Source organism: Mesorhizobium sp. B2-7-3, from assembly GCF_006440715.1.
Lineage (GTDB): Bacteria > Pseudomonadota > Alphaproteobacteria > Rhizobiales > Rhizobiaceae > Mesorhizobium > Mesorhizobium australicum.
Genome location: NZ_VFTY01000004.1, coordinates 44690 through 68379, shown reverse-complemented (window position 1 = coordinate 68379; position 23690 = coordinate 44690). Strand labels below are relative to the sequence as shown.

The following is a 23690-nucleotide window of genomic DNA, read 5'->3' as shown; positions in this document are numbered from 1 at the left end:
AACGGGTGCGGCTTCCTCATCTTGTCCTGGCGGTTCTGATGATCCCGGCGATGGCGGCGCTGGTCGTTGCCGGCGGACGCACGCTGAAAGGCAGCGAAAGCACTGTTGCGGTGGATCAGATCGATCCCGGCGCCGACACTACCGCTGAGGCAGATAGGGATGCGACGCCCGAGGAACCGTCCACCTCAGCAATTCGTGCACCGGCGCAGCCACCAAATCCGGCGGTGCATTCGCGGGCGATCGACCCGGACGTGGTCGCGCCGCCGGAACTGCCCACCGGCGAACTCGAGCGGGTCGAGCCGCGTGCGCCGTTGAGCAAGCTGGCGCTCGCCGTGCCGCCCAAGCCTAAAATGCCCGACGACTGGAACGGCACGAAACTGTTCCAGCCGGTAGCTCCGGCCGCCGGCCTGATCGAGGCGAAGGGGTATTCGGTCGCGATTTCCGGCATCGATGTCGTCAGTCAGGACGAGACCTGCACCACCGACGGGAAATCCTGGCCGTGCGGCATCCGCGCGCGCACGGCATTCCGCGCCTTCCTGCGCGGCCGCGCCGTGGTTTGCACGGTGCCGCCGGAAGGCGGACGCGACCGGATCGCGGCGGAGTGCCGGATCGGCAAGCAGGATGTCGGTCAATGGCTGGTCGAAAACGGCTGGGCCCGTGCCGCCAAGGGCGGACCCTATGTCGAGGCCGGTGACAAGGCACAAGGCGCGAAGAAAGGCATTTTCGGGCCGGCGCCGAACCTTGCCGGCATCTCGGCGGTGCCGGCCGCACCTGCCCCGGCGCCTCAGGCGCCGGGCTCGATCCTGGAGGAGGACGGCGGCGTCCTCAAGCCAGCTGACCAGCCAGCGCCTTCTGAATGAGCGAGCGGGTCTCGGCGACGCCGTAGAGGGCGGCGAATGATCCAAAGCGTGGACCACGCTCCTGGCCGATCAGCACCTGGTAGATCATCTGGAAGAAGGCGCCTGAGACACCCGGGCCACCTTCAGGACTTTGCTTGGAATGATCCTGATAGCGTGCGATCTTGCGCGCCACGTTGAGCGAAGCGTTCTGGATCGCTTCGCCGCTGGCGCCCGCCGGCAAGTCGCCAAGTGCCTTTTCGAGAGCCACCAGCGCTTCCCGCTCGACCTCGTCGGCCGGGCGAAAGGTTTTCGTCGGCTTCACGAAATCGTCGAAGTAGCGGATCGCGTAGCCCGTCAGCCGGTCGAGCTCGGGATGGGTCGCCGGAGTCACACCCGCGACGTGACGCGAGATGAAACCCCACAGAACGTCCTTGTTCTGCGCATTGGAGGCGCTGACAAGGTTGAGCAGCAACGAGAACGGCACTGGCATGTCGATGGCGGGCGGATTGCCGTCATGCATATGCCAGACCGGGTTGCCCAGCCGCTCCTTCCACTCTTGGCGGGGATAGGCGGCGAGGAAGGTGTAATATTCGTCCACGGCCCGCGGGATGACGTCGAAATAGAGTTTCTTGGCCTGCCGCGGCCGCTGGTACATGTAGAGCCCCAGGCTCTCGGTCGGCGCATAGGTCAGCCATTCGTCGATGGTCAGGCCGTTGCCTTTCGACTTGGAGATCTTCTGGCCATTCTCATCGAGGAACAGTTCGTAGACGAAATGCTCCGGCGCCCGCCCGCCCAGTATGTTGCAGATGCGGTCATAGACCACTGCATTGGTCTGATGGTCCTTGCCGAACATCTCGAAATCGACGCCGAGTGCCGCCCAGCGCATGCCGAAATCCGGCTTCCACTGCAGCTTCACGCGGCCGCCGGTGACCGGCAGCGTGGTTTCGGTGCCATCATCGTCGAAGGTGATGGTGCCGGCCTTGGCGTCGACATGCTTCATGGGAACGTAAAGCACGCGCCCACTCTTTGGCGAGATCGGCAGGAAGGGGCTGTAGGTCGCCTGCCGCTCGGGTCCGAGCGTCGGCAGCATGACCGCCATGATCTGGTCGTAGCGTTCGGCGGCGCGCAACAGCATCGCGTCGAAACGGCCTGACTTGTAGTACTGCGTCGCGCTGGCGAATTCGTAATCGAAGCCGAACGTGTCGAGGAAGCGGCAGAGCATCGCATTGTTATGGTCGGCGAAGCTCGCATAGTCGCCGCCGAAGGGGTTGGGCACCGATGACAGCGGCTTGTGCAGATATGGCTCGAGCGCAGCGCGGTCCGGCACGCTGTCGGGTATCTTGCGCATGCCGTCCATGTCGTCGGAAAAGCACAGCAGCTTGGTCGCGACCTTGTCCTGCGTCAGCACGCGAAACGCATGGCGCACCATCGAGGTGCGCGCCACTTCGCCGAACGTGCCGATATGCGGCAGGCCCGACGGTCCATAGCCGGTCTCGAACAGGATCGTTTCGGGGAAATCGGCGCCCTTGTAGCGTTCGATAATCTTTTTGGCTTCCTCGAACGGCCATGCCTTGCTCTCGGCCGCGGCCGTCAGCAGTTCGGGATTGAGATCGATGATGTTTGATCCCGCCATGTCACAGTTTCCAGATTGTATCCCGGCAATAGCCGCAAGTGCATTTTCAACCGGTCTCTAGGCGTGCGTGGCCGGAGCGTCAACGCGTCGGGCGCTTTTTCCTTGCGGCCTCAGGCTCCCCTTCCTACCTTCGGAGCCCGTTCAAGGAGCAAAGAATGCTGTCGCCCACCCCGCACGAAGCCCTGATCTATCTGATGGTCATCACTTCGGCCTCCGACCGGGACATGACCGATGTCGAACTGGCCAGGATCGGCGAGGTTGTGCGCTCGTGGCCGGTGTTCGAGGATTTCAAGCAGGAGCGTCTCGTTGCCGTGGCCCAAGCCTGCCAGAAAATGCTGCATGAGAAGGGTGGGCTCGAAGGTGTCCTGACCCAGGTCTCGGAGGCGCTGCCGGAGCGGTTGCGCGACACCGCTTATGCCGCGGCCTTCGAAGTGGCCGCCGTCGATCTGGAGATGCAGCTGGAGGAAGTGCGGGTGCTGCAGTTGATCCGTCGTCAGCTCGATCTCGACACGCTGACCGTGGCGGCCATCGGCCGTGCGGCCAAGGCGCGGCTGCGAACTCTGACCTGACGAGGTTACGGCCGGATCAGAAAAGCTGACCGGACCGGATCAGAAGAAACTGACCGGGAAATAGCGCAGGTAGAATTCGGCAAAGGTGCCTTTCATCGAAATCTCTTGCAAAGCGTAGTCGAGGGCCGCGGCCAGCGCTGGATTGTCCGCTCGCGTGGCGATGGCCATTCCGGTGCCCAGATATTCGGGCGCCAGATAGGGGCCGCCGGCAAAGTGGCAACAGCCGGCGGCATCGGAGCCGCCGAGCCAGAAGGCGAAGCGCATGCCATCGCCGAAGGCCGCGTCGATCTTGCCGGCCTTGAGATCGCCATAGAGGGCTTCCGGCTTGTCGAAGGGGACGACCTGGACCGTGCCGAAATAATCGCGCAGCATGCGTTCATGGGCCGAGCCCGATATCACGCCGACGCGCTTGCCATGCAATTTGTCGAAGAGCGGTTCCGCCAGCGCCTTGTTCTTCGCGGTGATGAAGCGCGCCGGGAACTGCAGGTAGGCGCGCGAGAAGGCGTATGTCTGGCGCGACTGTGGCGTTGGGGCAATGCCGGCGATAACAGCTTCACCTTCGCCCCTCTCAAGCGCGCCTTGAAGCTCCGCCCAAGGCAAGGCCTGGATCTGGCATTTGTCGACGATGCCGAGTTCCGCGCAGATGGCGCGCGCCAGGTCGATGTGGAAACCGGACAGCTTCCCCGCGCCGTCGAGGAAATTGAAGGGGGGAAAATCCGTGGTCGTCAGGAACCGCAGCCGCGGCAGCGCCGAAAGGTCGGGCTTGGGAAGCCGCTCCTTGGCATCCCACAACACCGGCACCTGCGGCTCCGCCGCGCCCGCGCCGGAAACCCATGACAATGCGGCGATGAGCGCCGCTGCCAGGACATGGGACCTCCATTGGAACGCCACGATAAAACTCCGCCGCACCCGTGCTCGTGCCGGTTTTGGTACGAAAACGATACAGGCACAATGCTTTTTGATTTCAACGCTTCGATTTCAGGATATGGTTCGGTCGGTTTGCAAACAGCGGTGGCTGCCCTGGTGGGAATACCAGGGTCGAGAACCACAACCGGAAGCGGGCGCTTTGCAATCCGTGGTCGGTGGCGAAGTGCCGGGAAGGCGCGGACCATGGACTTAATGCATGAGGCAACATGGGGTTGATGTTGCGATGAGTCAGTTCGATCGAACGCTGGAATACATAGATCAACTGCAGCACGCCGCAACGGCGGCCGCGGTCTGCGAGAAACTGTTGGGCGTAACATCGGAGTTCGGCCTGACCGCGCTGATGGCCGGAACCGTTCCGCAGCCGGGCACACCGACGGGCCAGCAGAAGCAGCATGTGCTGCTCTGCGACTGGCCGGTCGAATGGCTCGAGCGCTACGTGACACGCAACTATGTCGATCACGATCCCGTCGTCAGTCACATGAAACAGCTGCAAGCGCCGTTCCAGTGGCGGGAAGCCGCCCAGGGCATCCGCATCGACAAGAGCAGCGGCGAAGTGATGGGCGACGCCGGCGCCTTCAAGTTGCGCGACGGGCTGGCCTTTCCCTTGATCACGCTCGACGGCGAAATCGTCATGGTGTCGCTGGGGGGCGAGGCCGTGGAACTGTCGGCGGCCGAGTTCGGCCTGGTCTCCCTGGTCTCGACCTATGCCGTCGGCCGCGCCATGCAACTCCACACCATGGCGACAACGACGATCGATCACATCGAGCTGACGCCGCGCGAACGCGAATGCCTGCAATGGGCTGCCGTCGGCAAGTCCGAATGGGAGATTTCCCAAATCCTCGGCATCTCCGAGCACACCTCGGAGAAACATCTTCTTAACGCCAAAAGCAAACTCGGTGCCGTCAACCGGGTCCAGGCAGTCGCCGAGGCGATAAGGCGCGGCTACATTAGCTAGGTCGGCCGTGCAGGCCTAGAACTTCTTGCCTACGTGATCACGCAATTTTCGCATCGAAGCACGGCCGTATCTTCCCCTGAACCACAGGAGACTACGGAATGCTTTTTTGTCTTACGACCAAGGAATTGATGGAACGTCCCGACCTTTGGGAGGCCGTCCATCGGCTGCGCTACCGGATATTCGTCGAGGAGATGGGATGGGAGGACCTTCGGCGCCCCGACGGATTTGAGGTCGACCAGTTCGATCATGACGAGGCGGTGCATCAGATCGTCATTAGGGGCAATGAAGTCGCGGGCTATCAGAGGATGTTGCCGACCACACGGCCGCATTTGTTGACCGAGGTGTTGACCGATCTCTCCGAAGGAACGCCGCCGGCGGGTCCCAACATCTGGGAGTTGACCCGCTATGCGGTGGCTCCGGGTTTTCGCGATGGGCGTCGCGGTGTCTCGACCGTCGGCACGGAATTGATAGCCGGCTTCGTCGAGTGGGGTCTGAAGCGCGGCGTCGACAAGGTGATCATCGAGTTCGAGCCGATGTGGGTGCTGCGCGCATTGCAACTGCACTTCCTGGCGACGCCGCTCGGTTATCAGCGCACCTATGGCAACCAGCAGGTCGTGGCGACGCTGCTCACCTTCAACGAGCACACGCTGGACGTGGTGCGTTCGCGCCGCAATCATCATGCACCCGTCCTAGCCAGGGGATATCCCGACATGTTCGGTCAAAGGAGGGCGTCATGAACGCGCACCCGCAACCCGAACTGCGCAACCACACACTGATCGTCACCGTGTCGTCGAACGACGGCCGGCCGGTGCTCGACCGGAGGGCCTATGAGAGCCTTGCCAGGACGTTCCATGAAGCCGCCGAGAATGACGAGGTGCGGGTTGTCGTGCTGCGCGGCCTGGCCGGCTGCTTCTGCCTTGGTGGTGACTTTTCCGAATTCCTGGATGCCGCCAAGCACCAGAAGCTGATCGCCGCCGTCACCGACATGTTCCGCATGCTGGCGACGTTTCCAAAGCCGATCCTGGCCTGTGTCGACGGCGATGCCGTCGGCGTCGGCTGCACCATCCTGTTCCATTGCGACATGGTGATCGCATCTGAAAAAAGCACCTTCCGGGTGCCGTTCGTCGATTTCGGCCTGGTGCCGGACGCGGCAACCAGCATCCTGGCGCCGCAGAAACTCGGCTATGCCGGTGCTTTCCGCTTCTTCTGTCTCGGCGACACGCTTGTTGCCGAAGACGCCAGAGCGCTCGGCCTCGTTGCCGAGATCGTCGCGGAAGGCAGCGTCGAGGAAGCGGCGCTTGGCCGGGCCAGGCAGCTCGCCAAAAAGCCGGTTGCCGCTTTGCTGCAGACACGGGGCCTGCTCAAGGGGAACACCGCCGCGCTTTGCGAGCGCATCGACGAGGAGATATCGCTGTTCCAGCAGGCGCTGCAGGACGACGCCACGTTGCGACGGTTGCAGCGGATCGCCAGGCTGGCTGCCTGAGCCACCGCCCGGAATGCCGTGCCGCGCGGACCATCACGCGGCACGGCAGGGATCAGCTTTCCTTGCTCAGGAATGACGGCCCTTCGCCGATGATCTTCTTGTCTTCCTTGCCGATATCGTCGAGATCGCGCCCCTCATAGGGCAGCGACAGGAGGATGCGGCGCATCACCGCCAGCCGCGCGCGGCGCTTGTCGTTGGCCCGCACGATGATCCATGGCGCGAACTCCTTGTGGGTGCGCTCGAACATGGTGTCGCGCGCCTTGGTGTAATCGTCCCACTTGGTGATGCCGGCAATGTCGATCGGCGAGAATTTCCAGCTCTTCAGGGGGCTGTAGCGGCGATCGTGAAAGCGCTCGAGCTGCGTCTCCCGGCCGATGTTCAGCCAGAATTTGAAGAAATAGATGCCGTCATTGACGATCATGCGTTCGAAATGCGGCGTCTCGTCGAGAAACTTCTCGTGCTGTTCGGGGGTGCAAAAACCCATCACCGGCTCGACGCCGGCACGATTGTACCAGGAGCGGTCGAAGGTGACGAATTCGCCCGCTGTCGGGAAATGGTCGGCGTAGCGCTGGTAGTACCATTGCCCCAGTTCCGTCGGGGTTGGCTTGGTCAGCGCGACGTTGCGCGCCGTGCGTGGGTTAAGATACTGGCGCAGCACGAAGATCGTGCCGCCCTTGCCGGCCGCGTCACGACCCTCGAACAGCGCCATCATCCGCTTGCCGGTCGCCTGCAGCCATGCCTGCGCCTTGACGAGCTCTATCTGCAATTTCTCGAGCGTCTCGTCATACTCCTCGCTCTTCATCTTCTTGTCGTAAGGATATCCGCCCGCGGTCAGCTTGTTCTCCTCGACCCAGTCCGGAAGCTCGGGATTCTCGATATCGAACTCCCGTTCCTTGCCGCCGATCCTGATTTTCAGCGGGCCTGAGGTTGGAGTGACCGAATTGTCGTTGGCTTTTTTCATGCAGACGAACCCTTTTAAGTGTCTGGACTCATGCTATTGGGAGCCACTACAGCGCCGCGCCTCCGTTTGGACGCGCAAAGGAGGCTGTAGCACTTTTGATTTGCGGTCCAGCGGAAGTTTTCGCCGCCGTCTGACCGGTGGAGGCTGGGCGCGCGAATGACCGAGCTGGGCGCAGAGCAGAAGAGCACGGGGCAAGCTGTGGCCGCTCGGCTGTGGCACAGCCGCTGGCTGCTTGCGGCCGGTGTCGTGGCGGTTCTGATCGCCTTTGGCTTCGCGGGCTTTTCCGCCTACGTGCTGGTGCCGGCGCTGCTCCTGCTGCCGGCCGCGGCAATATTGCCGGTCACCGGCGCCCGCTATTCCGCGGGGAACGCCGCGGCGATCGAGGCGATTGGCTTGCAGCGCCTGTCCGGTGAATATCTGGCGGCCGCCGTGGCCGACCCGCTCATCATCTTCGACCACGCCGCCACCATCGTCCACGCCAACGCCGCCGCCTTTGCCGCCTTTGGCGGCATCGCGCCCGGCATATCGCTGCCGCTGAAATTCCGGGCGCCGGAAATGCAGGCGCTGCTGGACAGTGTGCTGTCGGGCACTGTCGCCTCGGATGTCGTCGACTACACCGAGAAACTGCCTGTCGAACGGGCCTACCGGGTCAGCGCATCCTCGGTCGGGCATGGCACCGATCTTTATGTGCTGGTTTTCAAGGACCAGAGCGAGGCGCGGCGTATCGACCGCATGCGCGCCGATTTCATTGCCAATGCCAGCCACGAATTGCGCACCCCGCTGGCTTCGATCGCGGGCTTCATCGAAACGCTGCGCGGACCGGCCCGCAACGATCCGGCGGCGCGCGAGCAGTTCCTCCAGATCATGCAGAACCAGACCGGCCGCATGGCCCGCCTGATCGACGACCTCCTGTCTCTGTCGCGATTGGAGATGAAGCCCTATCTCAAGCCGGGAACCGAAGTCGATCTGCGCCAGACCGTCGACAGCGTCATCGATTCGCTCGGCCCGCTCGCCCGCGAAAACAATGTCGCCATCGAGCGCGATTTCGCCAAGGGGCCGCTCGATGTGCCGGGCGATCGCGACGAGCTGTTCCAGGTGTTCGAGAACCTTTTGGAAAATGCCTGCAAATACGGCCAGTCGGGCGGTCGTGTCGTGGTGTCGATCGCGCGCGGCGATGATGGTTCCGAACCCGGCATCGACGTCACCATCAGGGATTTTGGTCCCGGCATCCCCGAGGAGCACATACCGCGCATCACCGAGCGCTTCTATCGTATCGATGTCGAGACCAGCCGGACCCAGAAGGGCACGGGGCTTGGCCTGTCGATCGTCAAGCACATCCTGACGCGTCATAACGCCAGGCTGACGATCAGGTCCGAGGTCGGCAAGGGCGCCGCCTTCTCGGTCCATTTGCCGGCGCACTGATACTGCCCTAGTTTTCCACGGGGCCGTTTCTTTTTTCTGTCATCCCGTTAGCGTATCAGCGGGGATTCGAGGAAACGACTCAAAGACAAGATCCCGTGGGAAGGCATTTCATCCATGCAGTCCGTTCACATTGTCAGCGCCTATGACGAGGAACTGAAATATCTGTCGAAGCGCATCGCCGCGATGGGGGGCCATGCCGAGCGTATGGTCGAGCAGGCGGTCGCCGCCCTGGTCAACGCCGATCCGGGGCTGGCCCAGAAGGTCATCCGAGACGACGCCGTCCTGGATGAGGGACAGCGTGAGATCGACGATAAGGCGATCATCATCATCGCCAGGCGTCAGCCTATGGCGACTGACCTGCGCGAGATCGTCGGCGCCATCCGCATTTCGGCCGACCTCGAGCGCGTCGGCGACCTCGGCAAGAACGTCGCCAAGCGGGTGGTTGCCGTTACCGACGGCCGGCAGCCGACCAGCCTGTTTCGCGGCCTGGAGGCTCTGGCCAATTTGGCGCTGACCCAGCTGAAGGAAGTCCTCGACGTCTATGCATCGCGCTCGGTCGACAAGATCGGCTTCGTGCGCGACCGTGACGACCAGATCGATGCCATGTACACGTCGCTGTTTCGCGAATTGCTGACCTACATGATGGAAGATCCGCGCAACATCACGCCCTGTACGCATCTGCTGTTCTGCGCCAAGAATATCGAGCGGATCGGCGATCACGCCACCAACATCGCCGAGACCATCTACTATATCGTCACCGGCGACCAGATGCCCGCCGACCGGCCGAAAGGCGACAAGACCGACAAGATCGGCCTCCCCGAGGCGCTGCCGGTGGAGTGAACGCACGTCCTCTCGAACGCTTGATCATATTGCGCTAGACTATCCTGAGATAAGCTTGCCGGTTCCCTAGGGAAGGCAACGCTTTCGGGAGGCTGCCATGGAATATGTCCGGGAGTTCAAGGCCTCGCCGCCGACATCGGGCATCATCGCCTGCGGTGTCTATACCGCCGGGCGCCGTATCGCCGATATTCCGATCGAGGAAGCGGGCGAATGGGCCAAGAAGTCGGGACATGTCGTCTGGATCGGGCTGCTTGAGCCTGACCGCGAACTTCTGCTGCGCGTCAAGGCGCAGTTTCATCTGCATGAGCTGGCGATCGAGGATGCCGAGCATCCGCACCAGCGGCCAAAGATCGAGCAATATGGCGATGCGCTGTTCATCGTCGCCCGCACGGCGCAGCTGATCGACGGGCGCGTCACCTTCGGCGAGACACATCTGTTTGTCGGCTCAGGCTACATCGTCAGCGTCAGGCACGGTCCTTCGACATCCTATGCCGCCGTGCGGCAGCACTGGGAAAGCTGCCCGCACTCGCTGGCCAAGGGAGAGGATTTCGTCCTCTATGCCATTCTCGACTTCATCGTCGACAATTACATGCCCGTGCTCGAGCAGATCGAGGACGAGGTCGAGGCGATCGAGGACAAGGTCCTGCTGAAGCCAATGACCGGCCCCGACATCGAACGCCTTTACATGCTGCGCCGCGACCTCCTGCGCCTGCGCAACGCGGCATTGCCCCTGGTGGAAGTCTGTCGCCGGCTGACCAGCGCCGACCTGCCGCAGATCCATTCGGCCATGCACCCGCTGTTCCGCGACGTTACGGATCATATTCGTACCGTCCAGGAGAAGATCGACAGTCTGCGCGAGGTGCTGGCCTTTGCCTTCGAGGCCAGTCTTCTGGTCGGTCAAAGCCAGGAAACGGCGATCTCCAAGAAACTCGCTTCATGGGCGGCCATCCTGGCAGTGCCAACCGCATTCGCCGGCATCTACGGCATGAACTTCACCGACATGCCGGAGCTGAAGATGGCATATGGCTATCCGATGGTGCTGGCCACCATCGCGCTTATCTGCTGCTTCCTTTATTGGCGCTTCAGGAAGAACGGCTGGCTGTGAGGAAGTCGGTAGTCAGTAGTCAGTAGTCGGTAGTGGTTGGTGGGAGCGCTTGTTTCCTCACTACTCACCGCTTATCTATTCCGCCGCCGCTCCGCCGCCGGCTGGAACGCCACGCGGGCATGGTATTTACAGTAGGGACCGGTTTCAGCGGCTTCGTTGCCGCAGAAATTGAAGTCCTCCGAAAGTGGATCGCCGTTCGGCCATTTGCAGGTGCGCTCGGTCAGTTCGACGAGCTGCAGATGCCGTGAGATCGGCACTACGACGTTCTCGACCGGACGGATGTAGTGCCGCGCCACCGGTTCGGCGTCGAATTGCGTCTGAAGGGCCGTCGCGCCGATCGAAGTCGTGACGTGGCGTGCCGTGCTTGCGGCGCGCGCCACCGATTTCTGGACGGTCGATCCCTGCGTAGCCTTCTTCTGGCGCGCCGGCGTCGCTGTTGCGCGACCGCGACCCGACAGCTTCAGCCGGTGCACCTTGCCGATGACGGCATTGCGGCTGACCCCTCCAAGCTGCGCAGCAATCTGGCTTGCGCTCAGACCCTCCGACCACAGTTTTCTCAAGAGTTCTACCCGCTCGTCAGTCCAGTTCATGACCGCGCTCCTTATAAGCGTGCGGCAATCAGAATCCATTCCCGACCCAGCACCACTGCTGGGGCAGACACCACATATATCTGGTGATTAGGTCCGCCGCACGAAATCTAGTTATTTCTCGACTACAACTACTCTATGCGCTGACTCGGTGACAAGAGTCCCAAGTGCAACACGAATCGGTTTTTTCGGTTTTCCCCAACTTGCCCGGTCGCTCATGAGCCGGCGTTGCGTCGGGAGCTTGCCGCGCGCCACTACGCGACGTTTTCGTTGACTTCATGGCCGAAAAACACGATAAGCCGCAGAAGGCCGCCGCTTTGGCGGCTTTTTTGATTTTCCGGTACCGGAGACGCATATAATGAGCGGTTCGGCGCTTTACGAGACCTTTGCTCGCGCACCCCTGGCCTTCGACCATGGGGAAGGCACTTGGCTGGTTACCGACAAGGGGGAGCGATATCTCGATTTCGCCGGCGGCATCGCGGTCAACTCGCTTGGCCACGGCCATCCGCATCTTGTCGCGGCCCTCACCGAACAGGCGGCGAAACTCTGGCACGTCTCCAATCTCTATGAGATTCCGGGGCAGAGCAGGCTTGGCGAGCGGCTGGCTGATGCCACCTTCGCCGACAAGGTGTTCTTCACCAATTCCGGCGCCGAGGCGCTGGAATGCGCGATCAAGACGGCGCGGCGCTACCACTTCGTCAAGGGACATCCCGAGCGCTTCCGCATCATCACCTTCGAGGGCGCCTTCCATGGCCGCACGCTGGCGACCATCGCGGCAGGCGGCCAGTACAAATATCTCGAAGGCTTCGGACCCAAGGTCGAAGGCTTCGACCAGGTTGGCTTCGACCACATCGACGCCGCCGAGAAGGCGATCACGCCCGAGACCGCCGCGATCCTGATCGAGCCGGTGCAAGGCGAGGGCGGTATCCGCCCAGTACCGACACAGTCGCTCAAGCGGCTGCGGCAGCTCTGCGAACAGCACGGCCTGTTGTTGATATACGACGAGGTCCAGTGCGGCATTGGCCGTACCGGCAAGCTGTTCGCGCATGAGTGGTCTGCGGTGACGCCCGACATCATGGCAATCGCCAAGGGCATTGGCGGCGGCTTCCCGATGGGCGCCTGCCTTGCCACCGACGAGGCGGCCGTCGGCATGACCGCCGGCGTGCACGGCACCACATTCGGCGGCAATCCGCTCGCAATGGCGGTCGGCAACGCCGTGCTCGACGTCGTTCTGGAAGACGGCTTCCTGGAGGATGTCCAGCGCAAGGCGCTGCTGATGAAGCAGGGGCTAGCCTCGATAGCCGACGAATTCCCCGAAATTGTAGAGGATATCAGGGGCACCGGGCTGATGCTCGGCCTCAAATGCGCGATGCCCAACGGCAAGGTGAACATGGCGCTGCGCGACCAGCATTTGCTGGCGGTTCCGGCCGGCGACAACGTCATTCGCCTGCTGCCACCGCTCACCGTCACGGACGCCGAGATTCACGAAGCGCTCAACCGCATCCGCGCCGGCGCCAAGGGCCTGTCGGAGGCGATCGCCTCCGCCGCCGCGAAGTAATCCGGAACCATTCCTGATGTCAGTTCGCCATTTCACCGATCTTTCCACCGTTTCCGAAGGCGATTTGCGCTTCATGCTGGATGATGCGGTGACGCGAAAGGCGCGTCTCAAGGCCGGCGAGCGGAGCAAGCCGCTCGAAGGCAAGGTGCTGGCCATGATCTTCGACAAGCCGTCGACGCGCACGCGCGTTTCTTTCGACGTCGGCATGCGCCAGCTCGGCGGCGAGACCATCATGCTGACCGGCACCGAGATGCAGCTCGGCCGCTCCGAGACAATCGCCGACACCGCCAAGGTGCTGTCGCGCTACGTCGATGCGATCATGATCCGCACCACCTCGCATGAGCGGCTGCTGGAGCTGACCGAGAATGCCACCGTTCCGGTGATCAACGGACTGACCGACGACACCCACCCTTGCCAGCTGATGGCCGACATCATGACTTTCGAGGAGCATCGCGGTCCGGTGGCCGGCAAGACGATTGCCTGGACCGGCGACGGCAACAATGTGCTGCACTCGCTGCTCGAGGCCTCTGCACGGTTCCGCTTCAATCTCAACGTCGCCGTGCCCGAAGGCAGCGAACCGGCGCAGAAGCATGTCGACTGGTCCAAGGCGCATGGCGGCAAGCTGCATTTCACCCGCTCGCCCGAGGAAGCCGTCGACCAGGCCGACTGCATCGTCACCGATTGCTGGGTGTCGATGGGACAGGAACACCGTGCTCGCGGGCACAATGTCTTCTCGCCCTATCAGGTCAACGCGGCGCTGATGGCCAAGGCCAAGCCGGATGCATTGTTCATGCACTGCCTGCCGGCCCATCGCGGCGAGGAAGTGACCGACGAGGTCATCGACGGGCCGCATTCGGTGGTCTTCGACGAGGCCGAGAACCGGCTCCATGCCCAGAAGGCAGTGCTTGCCTGGTGCCTCGGTGCTTGAAGTGTCTTGGTGCTTGAAGTGTCTTGGGGCTTGAAGTGTCTTGGGCGCCCGAAATGCCCAGGCGCCTGAAATGCCCAGGCGCTTGATCTGCGGCGGCGCGATGCCTATCTGCGCCGCATCACGCAAATCAAGCGCGTTTGGACGCATGTGCCCACCAGGGCCGCATGGCCGCGCCCTGGAGCTTTGTCATGTTGGAAAGCCATCAAGTGACTGAACATCACCCCAAACTCGGCGAGTTCGGCTACGCCGGCGACGATCACGTCGTTCCCTTCGAGGTCGGTCCGCTCGACGTGCGCGGCCGCACGGTCCAGCTTGGGCCGATGCTCGACGCCATCCTTGGCCGCCACGATTATCCCGAGCCGGTCGCCCGCCTGCTGGCGGAAGCCTGCGTGCTGACCGTTCTGCTCGGCACCTCGCTCAAATTCGAAGGCAAGTTCATCCTGCAGACCCGTACCGACGGGCCTGTAGACATGCTGGTCGCGGACTTCTCCACGCCCTCGGCACTGCGCGCCTACGCACGCTTCGATGCGGATCGGCTCGAAGCACTGGTCGCGGCAGGCGAGACGTCCCAGCAGACGCTGCTTGGCAGCGGCGTGCTGGCGCTGACCATCGACCAGGGCGCCCATACGCAGCGTTATCAAGGCATCGTCCAGCTCGACGGCGAAACGCTGGAAGACGCGGCGCGCACCTATTTCCGTCAGTCGGAACAGATCCCGACCGATATCAGGCTCTCGGTCGCCAAGCTGCTGACGCCCGGGATCGGCGGCGCGCGCGAGCAATGGCGCGCCGGCGGCATCCTGGCGCAGTTCCTGCCGCAATCGCCCGAGCGCATGCGCATTCCGGATCTGCCGGGTGGGGACGGCGATCCGCGCGAGGAAGTCCACGATCCGGCCGATAATTCCTGGCAGGAACTCCTGGCCTTGCTCGGCACCATCGAGCCGACCGAATTGATCGACCCGACCATAGGCGCCGAGCGGCTGCTGTATCGTCTGTTCCACGAGCATGGCGTGCGCGTCTTCGGCGGCGTTCCCGTGGCCGACCAGTGCTCATGCTCCCGCGACAAGATCCGTGGCATCCTCGAAGGCTTCTCAGCGCAGGAGATCAAGGACAGCACAGAGGATGGCGGCATCCATGTCGCCTGCGAATTCTGCTCGACGCAGTACGACTTCGATCCGGCCGAGTTTGCGGCTCAGTAAAGCCTTTCCTTCTCCTCGTTCCGCGGGGAGAAGGTGCCCGAAGGGCGGCTGAGGGGCGGCGCGACCGTCGGCGCTCAGTTCACCGTGCGCCTTGTCCCCGGCAGATCGAGCGAGAAGGCCGGGATGGCGATGTCGAACGTCTCGCCGCGCTTGTTGCGCATCGTATAGCGTCCGACCATGATCCCGGAGGGTGTCGAGAGCGGGCAGCCGGACGTGTACTGATAGCTGTCGCCGGGATTGAGTTCCGGCTGGTCGCCGACAACGCCCGGCCCGCGCACCTCCTCGACCCGGCCGGCACCATCGGTGATGTGCCAATAGCGCGACAGAAGCTGCACGAACTCGTCAGACTGGTTGTCGATCGTTATCTGATAGCCCCAGACGTAGCGGTTCTCCTGGGGATCTGAACGATCCTCCAGATAGAACGGCCTGACCTGCACTTCGATGTTGCGCGTCACGGCGCGGTACATGAGCGGCTCCAAAACAATCCGACGACTTTCGACGCTCGCGGTGAGCAGGTCAACGTGCGCGTCTTGTCGCGCCTGGGATTGAAACGCAGGTGCCGGCAAAGAATGTCATTTAAGTGACACACGACAATGGTGGTGTGCGCGAACCGGGCGACTCGGCCCTCTGTCGAACTGTTGAAAACGGCCGCGACGCGGGCCGACTTCCGGAGTGACCAGATCTCGATGGAACTCACTCTCATATCCGCCTCGCTTTCGACCGCACTCATCCTCTCAAACGCTGCCAGCATCCTGCTTGCCGCTTCACAGCTGAAACGGCGCACCACGATTGCCCCGCCGGCGGGCAGATCGCCGGCGGTGTCGATTGTCGTCCCGTCGCGCGGCGTCGAGCCATTCACACATGAGACGCTGGAACGCGCCTTCGCGCTCGACTGGCCACGCTACGAACTGATCTTCTGCGTCGCCCATGCCGACGACCCGGTGGTCAAACTGATAAACAGGGCGATTGCCCGGTTTCCGCAGGTGCCGGCCCGGCTGTTGATCGGCGACGACCGTGTCAGTGCCAATCCAAAGCTCAACAACTGCGTCAAAGGCTGGGAAGCGGCGCGCCACGACTGGGTCATTCTTGCCGATTCCAACGTTCTGATGCCGAGGGACTATGTCGAGCACATGATGGCGGCGTGGCAGCACGGTACCGGCCTTGTCTGCTCGACGCCGATCGGCTCCAGGCCAGATGGTTTCTGGGCCGACGTCGAATGCGCCTTCCTCAACACATTGCAGGCCCGCTGGCAGTATGCCGGCGCGGCGCTCGGCCTCGGCTTCGCGCAGGGCAAGAGCATGCTGTGGAACAAGCCGATGCTGGACGCCAATGGCGGCATACGCGCGCTGGCCGCCGAGATCGCCGAGGACGCCGCCGCAACCAAGCTGGTGAACGGCCTCGGCCTGCGTGTCAACCTCGTTGCCGCCCCCTTCGAGCAGCCGCTCGGCCAGCGCACGTTTGGCGAGATCTGGTCGCGCCAGGCCCGCTGGGCGCGCCTGCGCCGCGTCACTTTCCCGCTGTTCTTCGCGCCCGAGATCCTGACTGGTGCGGCGGTCCCGCTGGTTCTTGCGCTGATTGCCGCGGCGAGCGCCGGCATTAGTCTCTGGGCGACCGCGATTGCCGTGCTGGCGGCGTTCTATCTTCCGGAATGCGCTCTGGCCCTGGCCAAGGGTTGGCACGTCTCGACGCGCATGATCGCGGCGACGGTCGCGCGGGACGTCATGCTCCCGGCCATCTGGGCGCGCGGCTGGCTCGGCGGCGCCGTCGACTGGCGCGGCAACGCCATGACCATCCGCACCAAGACGGCGGAACTGGAGGAGACGCCATCGAGCGCTTGATCGCTGCTGACGACGCTGCCTGGACGAAACCTATTTGGCGGCCTTCAAGGCTTGCGCGATATCTTCCAGCAGGTCGTCCGTATCCTCCAGGCCGACCGACAGCCTGAGCGTACCGGGCCCGATGCCGAGTTCGGCGCGGGCCTCGTCGCTGAGGTTCTTGTGGGTGGTCGTCGCCGGATGGGTGATCAGGCTCTTGGCGTCGCCGAGATTGTTCGAGATCAGCACGATGTCGAGGGCGTTCTGCAGGGAGAAGGCCGCCGGCTTGCCGCCCTTGACGTCGAGGCAGATCAGCGTCGAGCCACCCGACATCTGCTTCTTGACGATATCGGCCTGCGGGTGGTCGGCACGGCCGGGATAGATGACGCGGGCGATCTGCGGCTGCCCGGCCAGGAAGTCGGCGATCCTGCCGGCGCTCTCGGTCTGCTGGCGCACGCGCAGCGGCAAGGTTTCCAGGCCCTTCAGCAGCGTCCAGGCGTTGAACGGCGACAGGCTGGGACCGGTGTGGCGGAAATAGTCGTGCAGGTTCTCGTCAATCCACTTCTTGTCCGACAGGATGACGCCGCCCAGGCAGCGGCCCTGGCCGTCAATGTGCTTGGTGGCCGAGTAGACGACGATGTGCGCACCAAGCTGCAACGGCTTCTGTTGCAGCGGCGTGGCAAAGACATTGTCGACGACCAGCCGCGCGCCGATCGAATTGGCAAGCGAGGCGACGGCGGCGATGTCGACGACCTCGAGCGTCGGGTTGGTCGGGCTTTCCAGGAAGAACAGCTTGGTGTTCGGCCTGACCGCCTTTTCCCAATTGGCGATCTCGGTGCCGTCGACCAAGGTCGCCTCGATGCCATAGCGCGGCGCCAGCGTCTCGACCACCCAGCGGCAGGAGCCGAACAGCGCGCGCGCGGCCACGATGTGGTCGCCGGCCTTGACGCTGCACAGAAGGGCAGCCGTCACCGCCGCCATGCCCGACGCCGTGGCGCGCGCGTCTTCGGCGCCTTCAAGCGCGCACATGCGCTTTTCGAACATGTCGACGGTCGGGTTGGCGTAGCGCGAATAGATGAAACCAGGCTCTTCGCCCTTGAAGCGGGCCTCGGCGGCCTGCGCCGTCTGATAGACATAACCCTGGGTCAGGTACATCGCCTCGGAGGTTTCGCCGAAGCCGGAACGCAGGGTTCCGCCATGCACGAGTGCCGTCTGAGGTTTCCAGTTGCGCTTCTTGGTGCTCATCGCTTTGTTCCAGACACAAAAAAACCGGCCGCGAAAGTCGCAACCGGTCCATACGGCCTTGCGGCCCGACGGTCCTTTAGCGACTTGTTTAACGTGGCTGCAAGCCGACCGGCCAAATCACCACGGGATAACGACCCTTTAGACCCGCGCCACGCTTGCGTCAATTGCCGGCTTCATTAAGACGTTTGTACCAAGGCAGGTTCCGCAGAAGTGCCCGGCGGTTTTGCGGCAAGAACCTGCAACAAACAAGAACCTGCAACGAATAGAGACCAGTCTTGGGGCGGAGCCAGACTTTGCGGCAGACAGGCATTCTTCCCGATCAGGACATTTCGGCGCTGTTCCGGTCCGGCGCGCTGAAGTCGCCGCGTGCGCTCGATGCCGACCAGATCCAGCCGGCGAGCCTTGATCTCAGATTGGGCGAAAAGGCCTGGCGGGTTCGCGCCTCGTTCCTGCCCGGTCCCAACCACAAGGTGTCGGAAAAGCTCGATCGGCTGCAACTGCACGAGATCAGTCTGACCGAAGGCGCGGTCCTCGAAACCGGCTGCGTCTATATTGTGCCGCTGCTCGAAAGTCTGGCCCTGCCGGCTGACATTTCGGCCTCGGCCAATCCGAAGAGCTCGACCGGGCGGCTCGACATCTTCACCCGCGTCATGACCGATCGGGGCCATGAGTTCGATAAGATCGCCGCCGGCTACAACGGTCCGCTCTATCTCGAGGTCAGCCCGCGCACCTTTCCGATCATCGCGCGCACGGGTTCGCGCCTGTCTCAAATCCGCTTTCGCACCGGCAACGCGCTGCTTTCGGAAGCCGAGTTGCATGAGCTGCATCGTGCCGAGATGCTGGTCGCCACGGAGCCGCCGAACATTTCCGGCGGCGGCATCGCGCTGTCGATCGACCTCAATGGCGACAAGGATGGGTTGGTCGGCTATCGCGGCAAGCACCACACCGGCCTCGTAGATGTCGACAAGCGCGCCGCGCAGGATGTCCTCGACTTCTGGGAGCCGATCCACAAGAGCCGCGCCGGCGAACTGGTGCTCGATCCCGACGAGTTCTACATCCTCGTCAGCCAGGAGGCGGTGCATGTGCCGCCGCTCTACGCCGCCGAGATGACGCCGTTCGATCCGCTGGTCGGCGAGTTTCGCGTCCACTATGCCGGCTTTTTCGATCCGGGTTTCGGCCATTCGGCGGCCGGCGGCACCGGCAGCCGGGCGGTGCTCGAAGTGCGCAGCCACGAAGTGCCGTTCATCCTCGACCACGGCCAGATCGTCGGCCGGCTGGTCTACGAGCATATGCTGAAGCGACCGCAGGCGCTCTACGGCACCGATCTCGGCTCGAACTACCAGGCGCAGGGCCTGAAGTTGTCGAAGCATTTCCGCGCCGTGCGCTAAGGTCGAAGCTGCCGACCTCGCTCTTGTGGGAGAGATGCCCGGCAGGGACGTGACTGAAACCTATTGCTAGATCGGCGGGACAGCGCCCCGCTCTGGCTTGCCAGCCATTCCCCACGAGAGGGGGAATCACGCGCTCATGGATTCAAAGCGCCTTCACCGACACCTTCACCGGCTTCTCGATCTCGAGCGGGTTGCGCAGCGGCAGTCCGAAATCCCCGGCCTCGATCTCGAACACGTCGCCGGCCTCCGTCTTGATGCCGTCGGCGAAGGATAGCGTCGCGGTGCCGAACATATGCACATGCACGTCGCCAGGCTGGCGGAAGGCCGAATATTTGAAGTGGTGGTGTTCGAGATTGGCGATGGTGTGGGACATGTTCGTTTCACCCGACAGGAAGGGTTTCTCCCACAATGCCTTGCCGTCGCGCAGGATGCGCGACGTGCCGCGGATGTCCGAAGGCAGGTCTCCGATCAGGATCTCCGGGCCGAAGGAGGCATTGCGCAGCTTGGAATGGGCGAGGAAGAGATAGTTCACGCGCTCGGTCACATGGTCCGAGAATTCGTTCGACAAGGTGAAACCGACGCGGAACGGTGCGCCGTCGTCGCCGATGACATAGATCCCGGCGACCTCGGGTTCCTCGCCGGCATCCTTGGCGAAGGCCGGTGACATGAGCGCCGCGCCAGGCGCGACCGCCATGGTCCCGTTGCCCTTGTAGAACCATTCCGGCTGCACGCCGACCTGGCCTTTCGCGGGCTTGCCGCCTTCCAGTCCCATACGGAACATCTTCATGGAATCGGTGAGTTGCTCCTCGCCGTCGGTGCTGAGCTTCTTGTGCATGGAATCGCGCGTCGCCGCCGACCCCAGATGCGTCAGCCCGGTGCCGGTCAGGTGCAGATGCGCCGGGTCGGGGTGATTGATCGGCGACAGCAGGCGCCCCCGCTTGTAGGCGGCGTCGAGATCGATCGTCTCGCCAAGCCCCTTGCGTTCGATCAGGGCGGCCAGGCCGACGCCGGTGCGGGCGGCCTCCATCGCCAGCGAATAGACGCTGCGCGCCCCGTTGATGATCCGGGTCTTCCCGCCGCTGCGGGCAACGACACGGATCGTCTCGGCGTCGTCGAGAATCTGCGAGATCAGCATGATCAGTCCTCTCTCATTTATCTGTATCCGGCTGCCAATGGGCAAATCCTGACCGGCGCGGCGCGGAAACGCACCACGGTTGAAACGCTTCGTCCGGATTGCGTTCGCGAGCCTGGTCCTTCCCCGGACTTCTTGGTGCCGACGGGCTGCCGGCAGCTTCGCGATCTAGAACCCGTATGCCTCCTAGTCCTCGCCCCCAGCCCTCAAGCCTTGTTCTTGTTGTAGACGTCGAAGATGACGGCCCCGAGCAGCACCAGACCCTTGACCACCTGCTGCCAATCGACATTGACGCCCATGATCGACATGCCGTTGTTCATCACGCCCATGATGAAGCCGCCGACCACCGCGCCGATGACCTGGCCGACGCCGCCCATCGCCGAGGCGCCGCCGATGAAGACGGCCGCGATCACGTCGAGCTCGCTGCCGAGGCCGGCCGCCGGCACGGCCTGGCCGAGACGTGCGGCGATGATCAGCCCGCCGAGCGCCGACAGAACGCCCATATTGACGAACACCCAGAGCGTCAGCCTTTCGGTGTTGATGCCCGACAGTTGCGCCGCCTTGGCGTTGCCTCCCATGGCGTAGATGCGGCGGCCGATGGTCATGCGCTTGGTGACGAAGACGAACAGCGAGATCAGCACGCCCATCACCAGGAGCACGATCGGCAGGCCCCGATAGGTCGCGAACTGGAAGATCAGGAAGAGCGCCAGCGCGCTGCCGACCAGGGTTTTGATGACGAACAGGGTGAAAGGCTCGGCCTCGTAACCGTGGAGTTCGCGCTTGCGTCGCGTCCTGAAGCCGAAATAGGCGTAGGCGAGCACCGCGATCAGGCCCAGCACGACTGTCGTCATGTGAAGCGTCAGGCCGCTGCCCAAGATGGTCTTGCCGGCCGCGTTCACCGTCGGCGGGATCAGCGTCAGCGGGCCGATCACGTCTGGAATGAAGCCGGAGCTCAGCGCCTTGAAACTGTCGGGGAGCGGGCCGACCGAGGAGCCGCCGCCAAGCAGCGCCTGGCAGATGCCGCGGAAGATCAGCATGCCGGCGAGCGTCACGATGAAGCTTGGTATGCGGTGATAAGCGATCCAGTACCCTTGCGCGCCGCCGATCAACCCTCCGACGATGAGGCAGACGATCGAGACAACGAGCGGATTGCTGAATATGCCGAGCGGCCAGATGACCATCATCATGGCGGCAAGCGCGCCGATGAAGCCGGCGACCGATCCTACGCTGAGATCGATATAGCCGGCGACGATGACCAGCAGCATGCCGAGCGCCATCACGATGATGAACGAGTTCTGCTGCACCAGGTTGCTGAGGTTGACCGGTTTGAACAGCGTTCCCGACGTCGTGTACTGGAAGAACAGCATGATGACGATCAGCGCGATGATCAGGCCGTATTCGCGCAGGTTCGTCGTCAGCGCCGAGACGGCGACGCGAGGACCCTGCTTGACGTCCTCGGCGGTGCCGCTTTGCGGTGCGGGAGCGCTGTCTGTGCTCATGATGCTTTTCCTTCTCCGCGAACAATGGCGCGCATGATTTTTTCCTGGCTGGCGTCGCTTGCCGCCATCTCGCCGACGATGCGTCCTTCGTTCATGACATAGATTCTGTCGGTGATGCCGAGCAATTCCGGCATTTCAGACGAGATGACGATGATCGCTTTGCCCTCGGCGGCAAGGCGAGCGATGATTGTATAGATTTCGTACTTGGCGCCGACGTCGATGCCGCGCGTCGGCTCATCGAGGATCAGGACTTCCGGGTCGGCGAACAGCCATTTCGACAGCACCACCTTCTGCTGGTTGCCGCCAGAGAGATTGCCGGTCAGCTGATAGACGCTGGAGGCGCGGATATTGGTCTTCTTGCGATAGTCGTTGGCGACGCTCATTTCGCGCATATCGTCGATCACGCCGCCACTGGAAACGCCGCCGAGGTTGGCCAGCGTCACATTGTGCTTGATATGGTCGATGAGGTTCAGTCCATAGGTCTTGCGGTCCTCGGTGACATAGGCGATGCCGTTCTGCACGGCCTTGCCCACTGTGGAAAGGTCCACGGGCTTGCCGTTGAGCAGCACCTCGCCGCTGATGCGCCGGCCATAGGAGCGGCCGAACAGGCTCATGGCGAATTCGGTGCGGCCGGCGCCCATCAGTCCCGCAATGCCGACAACTTCGCCCTTGCGCACCTTGAGGTCGATGCTCTTGATCACTTGCCGTTCGGCATGGATCGGGTGGTAGACGGACCAGTCCTTGACCTCGAAAATGACGTCGCCGATGCTAGGTTCGCGCGGCGGGTAGCGATCGTCGAGGGATCGGCCGACCATCGAGGTGATGATGCGGTCCTCGCTGATGTCCTTCCTCGGCAATGTCTCGATCGTGCGCCCGTCGCGGATCACCGTCACCTTGTCGGCGACGCGGTTCACCTCGTTGAGCTTGTGGGAGATCAGGATCGAGGTCATGCCCTGCCGCTTGAACTCGAGCAATAGATCGAGCAGCGCCTGGCTGTCCTTCTCGCTGAGCGATGCTGTCGGCTCGTCGAGGATCAGCAGCTTCACTTCCTTGCTGAGCGCCTTGGCGATCTCGACCAGCTGCTGCTTGCCGACGCCGATATGGGTGATCAGCGTCTTGGGGTCTTCCTTGAGCCCGACTTTCTTCAAAAGCTCGGCCGTGCGCGCCTCGTTGGCGTCCCAGTCGATGACGCCGTATCTGGCTTGCTCGTTGCCGAGGAAAATGTTTTCGGCGATCGACAGCATCGGCACCAGCGCGAGCTCCTGGTGGATGATGACGATGCCCTTGTGTTCGCTGTCATGAATGCCTTTGAACTGGCATTCCTGGCCCTGAAAGATGATCTGGCCATCATAGGTGCCGGAGGGATAGACGCCCGAAAGCACCTTCATCAGTGTCGATTTTCCGGCGCCGTTCTCGCCGACCACGGCATGGATTTCGCCTTCCTCGACGTGGAGGTTGACGTTCGACAGCGCCTTCACGCCGGGGAACGTCTTGGTGATGTCGCGCATCTCCAAAATCGGCGAGGTCATCAGGGCAAGCTCCTCCTAGACTTTCTTTCTTAGGCGATTCCTGACGGAAAACCGCTGCGCACTTTTCCGGGAATGGCTCC

The 23690-nt window shown here is 63.0% G+C and carries 22 protein-coding genes and 1 riboswitch; of the genes, 13 read left to right on the top strand and 9 right to left on the bottom strand.

What is annotated here, in order from left to right:
• Window positions 1-5: 5 nt before the first annotated feature.
• Entirely contained in the window at window positions 6-860 is an 855-nt protein-coding gene (locus FJW04_RS10535) for a thermonuclease family protein (RefSeq protein ID WP_348641967.1), read from the top strand.
• On the opposite strand, the gene FJW04_RS10530 is transcribed toward FJW04_RS10535, so the two are convergent.
• Window positions 826-2472 (bottom strand): lysine--tRNA ligase, encoded by a 1647-nt coding sequence (locus FJW04_RS10530; protein WP_140713999.1) that lies wholly within the window; start codon window positions 2470-2472, stop codon window positions 826-828. The genes FJW04_RS10535 and FJW04_RS10530 overlap by 35 nt on opposite strands.
• Before the next feature lie 155 nt (window positions 2473-2627).
• Here FJW04_RS10530 and FJW04_RS10525 point away from each other — a divergent pair, with 155 nt between their 5' ends.
• A complete protein-coding gene (locus tag FJW04_RS10525) occupies window positions 2628-3041 on the top strand; it encodes a tellurite resistance TerB family protein (protein ID WP_140713997.1) in 414 nt (137 codons plus the stop codon).
• 39 nt (window positions 3042-3080) lie between these two features.
• On the opposite strand, the gene FJW04_RS10520 is transcribed toward FJW04_RS10525, so the two are convergent.
• Window positions 3081-3932: a transporter substrate-binding domain-containing protein gene (locus FJW04_RS10520; RefSeq protein ID WP_140713995.1), complete on the bottom strand. Its 852-nt coding sequence runs from the start codon at window positions 3930-3932 to the stop codon at window positions 3081-3083.
• A 259-nt stretch (window positions 3933-4191) separates the two neighbouring features.
• Between FJW04_RS10520 and FJW04_RS10515 the strand changes: the two genes are divergently transcribed.
• The 3 genes from FJW04_RS10515 (at window position 4192) to FJW04_RS10505 (ending at window position 6406) form a co-directional block, all read left to right on the top strand.
• Complete coding sequence (locus FJW04_RS10515; RefSeq protein ID WP_041163567.1) at window positions 4192-4923, top strand: LuxR family transcriptional regulator; 732 nt, start codon at window positions 4192-4194, stop codon at window positions 4921-4923.
• A gap of 98 nt (window positions 4924-5021) precedes the next feature.
• Window positions 5022-5660, top strand: coding sequence for an acyl-homoserine-lactone synthase (locus tag FJW04_RS10510; RefSeq protein WP_015319299.1), 639 nt, complete (start codon window positions 5022-5024; stop codon window positions 5658-5660).
• Window positions 5657-6406, top strand: a complete 750-nt coding sequence (locus FJW04_RS10505) for an enoyl-CoA hydratase-related protein (RefSeq protein WP_140660678.1) — start codon at window positions 5657-5659, stop codon at window positions 6404-6406. Before FJW04_RS10510 ends, FJW04_RS10505 begins: the two co-directional genes overlap by 4 nt.
• 52 nt (window positions 6407-6458) lie before the next feature.
• Here FJW04_RS10505 and ppk2 read toward each other — a convergent pair whose 3' ends face one another.
• Entirely contained in the window at window positions 6459-7367 is a 909-nt protein-coding gene (gene ppk2 / locus FJW04_RS10500) for a polyphosphate kinase 2 (protein WP_140713993.1), read from the bottom strand.
• A 156-nt stretch (window positions 7368-7523) separates the two neighbouring features.
• On the opposite strand from ppk2, the gene FJW04_RS10495 reads away from it, so the two are divergent.
• From FJW04_RS10495 to FJW04_RS10485, 3 genes are all read left to right on the top strand, one after another.
• Window positions 7524-8789 (top strand): ATP-binding protein, encoded by a 1266-nt coding sequence (locus FJW04_RS10495; RefSeq protein ID WP_140713991.1) that lies wholly within the window; start codon window positions 7524-7526, stop codon window positions 8787-8789.
• Between the two features lie 114 nt (window positions 8790-8903).
• On the top strand, window positions 8904-9629 hold the full coding sequence (gene phoU, locus FJW04_RS10490) for a phosphate signaling complex protein PhoU (protein ID WP_140713989.1): 726 nt from the start codon (window positions 8904-8906) through the stop codon (window positions 9627-9629).
• Window positions 9630-9726: 97 nt separating this feature from the next.
• A complete protein-coding gene (locus tag FJW04_RS10485) occupies window positions 9727-10734 on the top strand; it encodes a magnesium and cobalt transport protein CorA (protein ID WP_015319294.1) in 1008 nt (335 codons plus the stop codon).
• 71 nt (window positions 10735-10805) lie between these two features.
• On the opposite strand, the gene FJW04_RS10480 is transcribed toward FJW04_RS10485, so the two are convergent.
• Complete coding sequence (locus tag FJW04_RS10480; protein ID WP_140614743.1) at window positions 10806-11324, bottom strand: GcrA family cell cycle regulator; 519 nt, start codon at window positions 11322-11324, stop codon at window positions 10806-10808.
• Between the two features lie 355 nt (window positions 11325-11679).
• Between FJW04_RS10480 and FJW04_RS10475 the strand changes: the two genes are divergently transcribed.
• The 3 genes from FJW04_RS10475 to FJW04_RS10465 all read left to right on the top strand — a co-directional run bounded on the left by FJW04_RS10475 (window position 11680) and on the right by FJW04_RS10465 (window position 15003).
• Window positions 11680-12879 carry an aspartate aminotransferase family protein gene (locus tag FJW04_RS10475; RefSeq protein ID WP_140713987.1) on the top strand — a complete coding sequence of 400 codons (1200 nt, stop codon included), beginning with the start codon at window positions 11680-11682 and terminating at the stop codon, window positions 12877-12879.
• A gap of 16 nt (window positions 12880-12895) precedes the next feature.
• Window positions 12896-13807: an ornithine carbamoyltransferase gene (gene argF, locus FJW04_RS10470; protein ID WP_140660683.1), complete on the top strand. Its 912-nt coding sequence runs from the start codon at window positions 12896-12898 to the stop codon at window positions 13805-13807.
• Between the two features lie 164 nt (window positions 13808-13971).
• On the top strand, window positions 13972-15003 hold the full coding sequence (locus FJW04_RS10465; protein ID WP_140660684.1) for an Hsp33 family molecular chaperone: 1032 nt from the start codon (window positions 13972-13974) through the stop codon (window positions 15001-15003).
• A 74-nt stretch (window positions 15004-15077) separates the two neighbouring features.
• On the opposite strand, the gene apaG is transcribed toward FJW04_RS10465, so the two are convergent.
• Entirely contained in the window at window positions 15078-15470 is a 393-nt protein-coding gene (gene apaG / locus FJW04_RS10460; protein WP_023772981.1) for a Co2+/Mg2+ efflux protein ApaG, read from the bottom strand.
• Between the two features lie 219 nt (window positions 15471-15689).
• Between apaG and FJW04_RS10455 the strand changes: the two genes are divergently transcribed.
• Window positions 15690-16841, top strand: coding sequence for a ceramide glucosyltransferase (locus tag FJW04_RS10455; protein WP_140660685.1), 1152 nt, complete (start codon window positions 15690-15692; stop codon window positions 16839-16841).
• 30 nt (window positions 16842-16871) lie between these two features.
• On the opposite strand, the gene FJW04_RS10450 is transcribed toward FJW04_RS10455, so the two are convergent.
• On the bottom strand, window positions 16872-18062 hold the full coding sequence (locus tag FJW04_RS10450; RefSeq protein ID WP_140713985.1) for an O-succinylhomoserine sulfhydrylase: 1191 nt from the start codon (window positions 18060-18062) through the stop codon (window positions 16872-16874).
• 56 nt (window positions 18063-18118) lie between these two features.
• Window positions 18119-18196, bottom strand: a riboswitch (SAM riboswitch).
• Window positions 18197-18355: 159 nt separating this feature from the next.
• Between FJW04_RS10450 and FJW04_RS10445 the strand changes: the two genes are divergently transcribed.
• Window positions 18356-19450 carry a 2'-deoxycytidine 5'-triphosphate deaminase gene (locus FJW04_RS10445; protein ID WP_140713983.1) on the top strand — a complete coding sequence of 365 codons (1095 nt, stop codon included), beginning with the start codon at window positions 18356-18358 and terminating at the stop codon, window positions 19448-19450.
• Window positions 19451-19592: 142 nt separating this feature from the next.
• Here FJW04_RS10445 and araD1 read toward each other — a convergent pair whose 3' ends face one another.
• The 3 genes from araD1 to mmsA all read right to left on the bottom strand — a co-directional run bounded on the left by araD1 (window position 19593) and on the right by mmsA (window position 23610).
• Window positions 19593-20585 (bottom strand): AraD1 family protein, encoded by a 993-nt coding sequence (gene araD1, locus FJW04_RS10440; protein ID WP_015319285.1) that lies wholly within the window; start codon window positions 20583-20585, stop codon window positions 19593-19595.
• Window positions 20586-20788: 203 nt separating this feature from the next.
• On the bottom strand, window positions 20789-22081 hold the full coding sequence (gene mmsB, locus FJW04_RS10435; RefSeq protein ID WP_140713981.1) for a multiple monosaccharide ABC transporter permease: 1293 nt from the start codon (window positions 22079-22081) through the stop codon (window positions 20789-20791).
• Window positions 22078-23610, bottom strand: a complete 1533-nt coding sequence (mmsA, locus tag FJW04_RS10430) for a multiple monosaccharide ABC transporter ATP-binding protein (protein WP_140713979.1) — start codon at window positions 23608-23610, stop codon at window positions 22078-22080. Before mmsA ends, mmsB begins: the two co-directional genes overlap by 4 nt.
• Window positions 23611-23690: the final 80 nt, after the last annotated feature.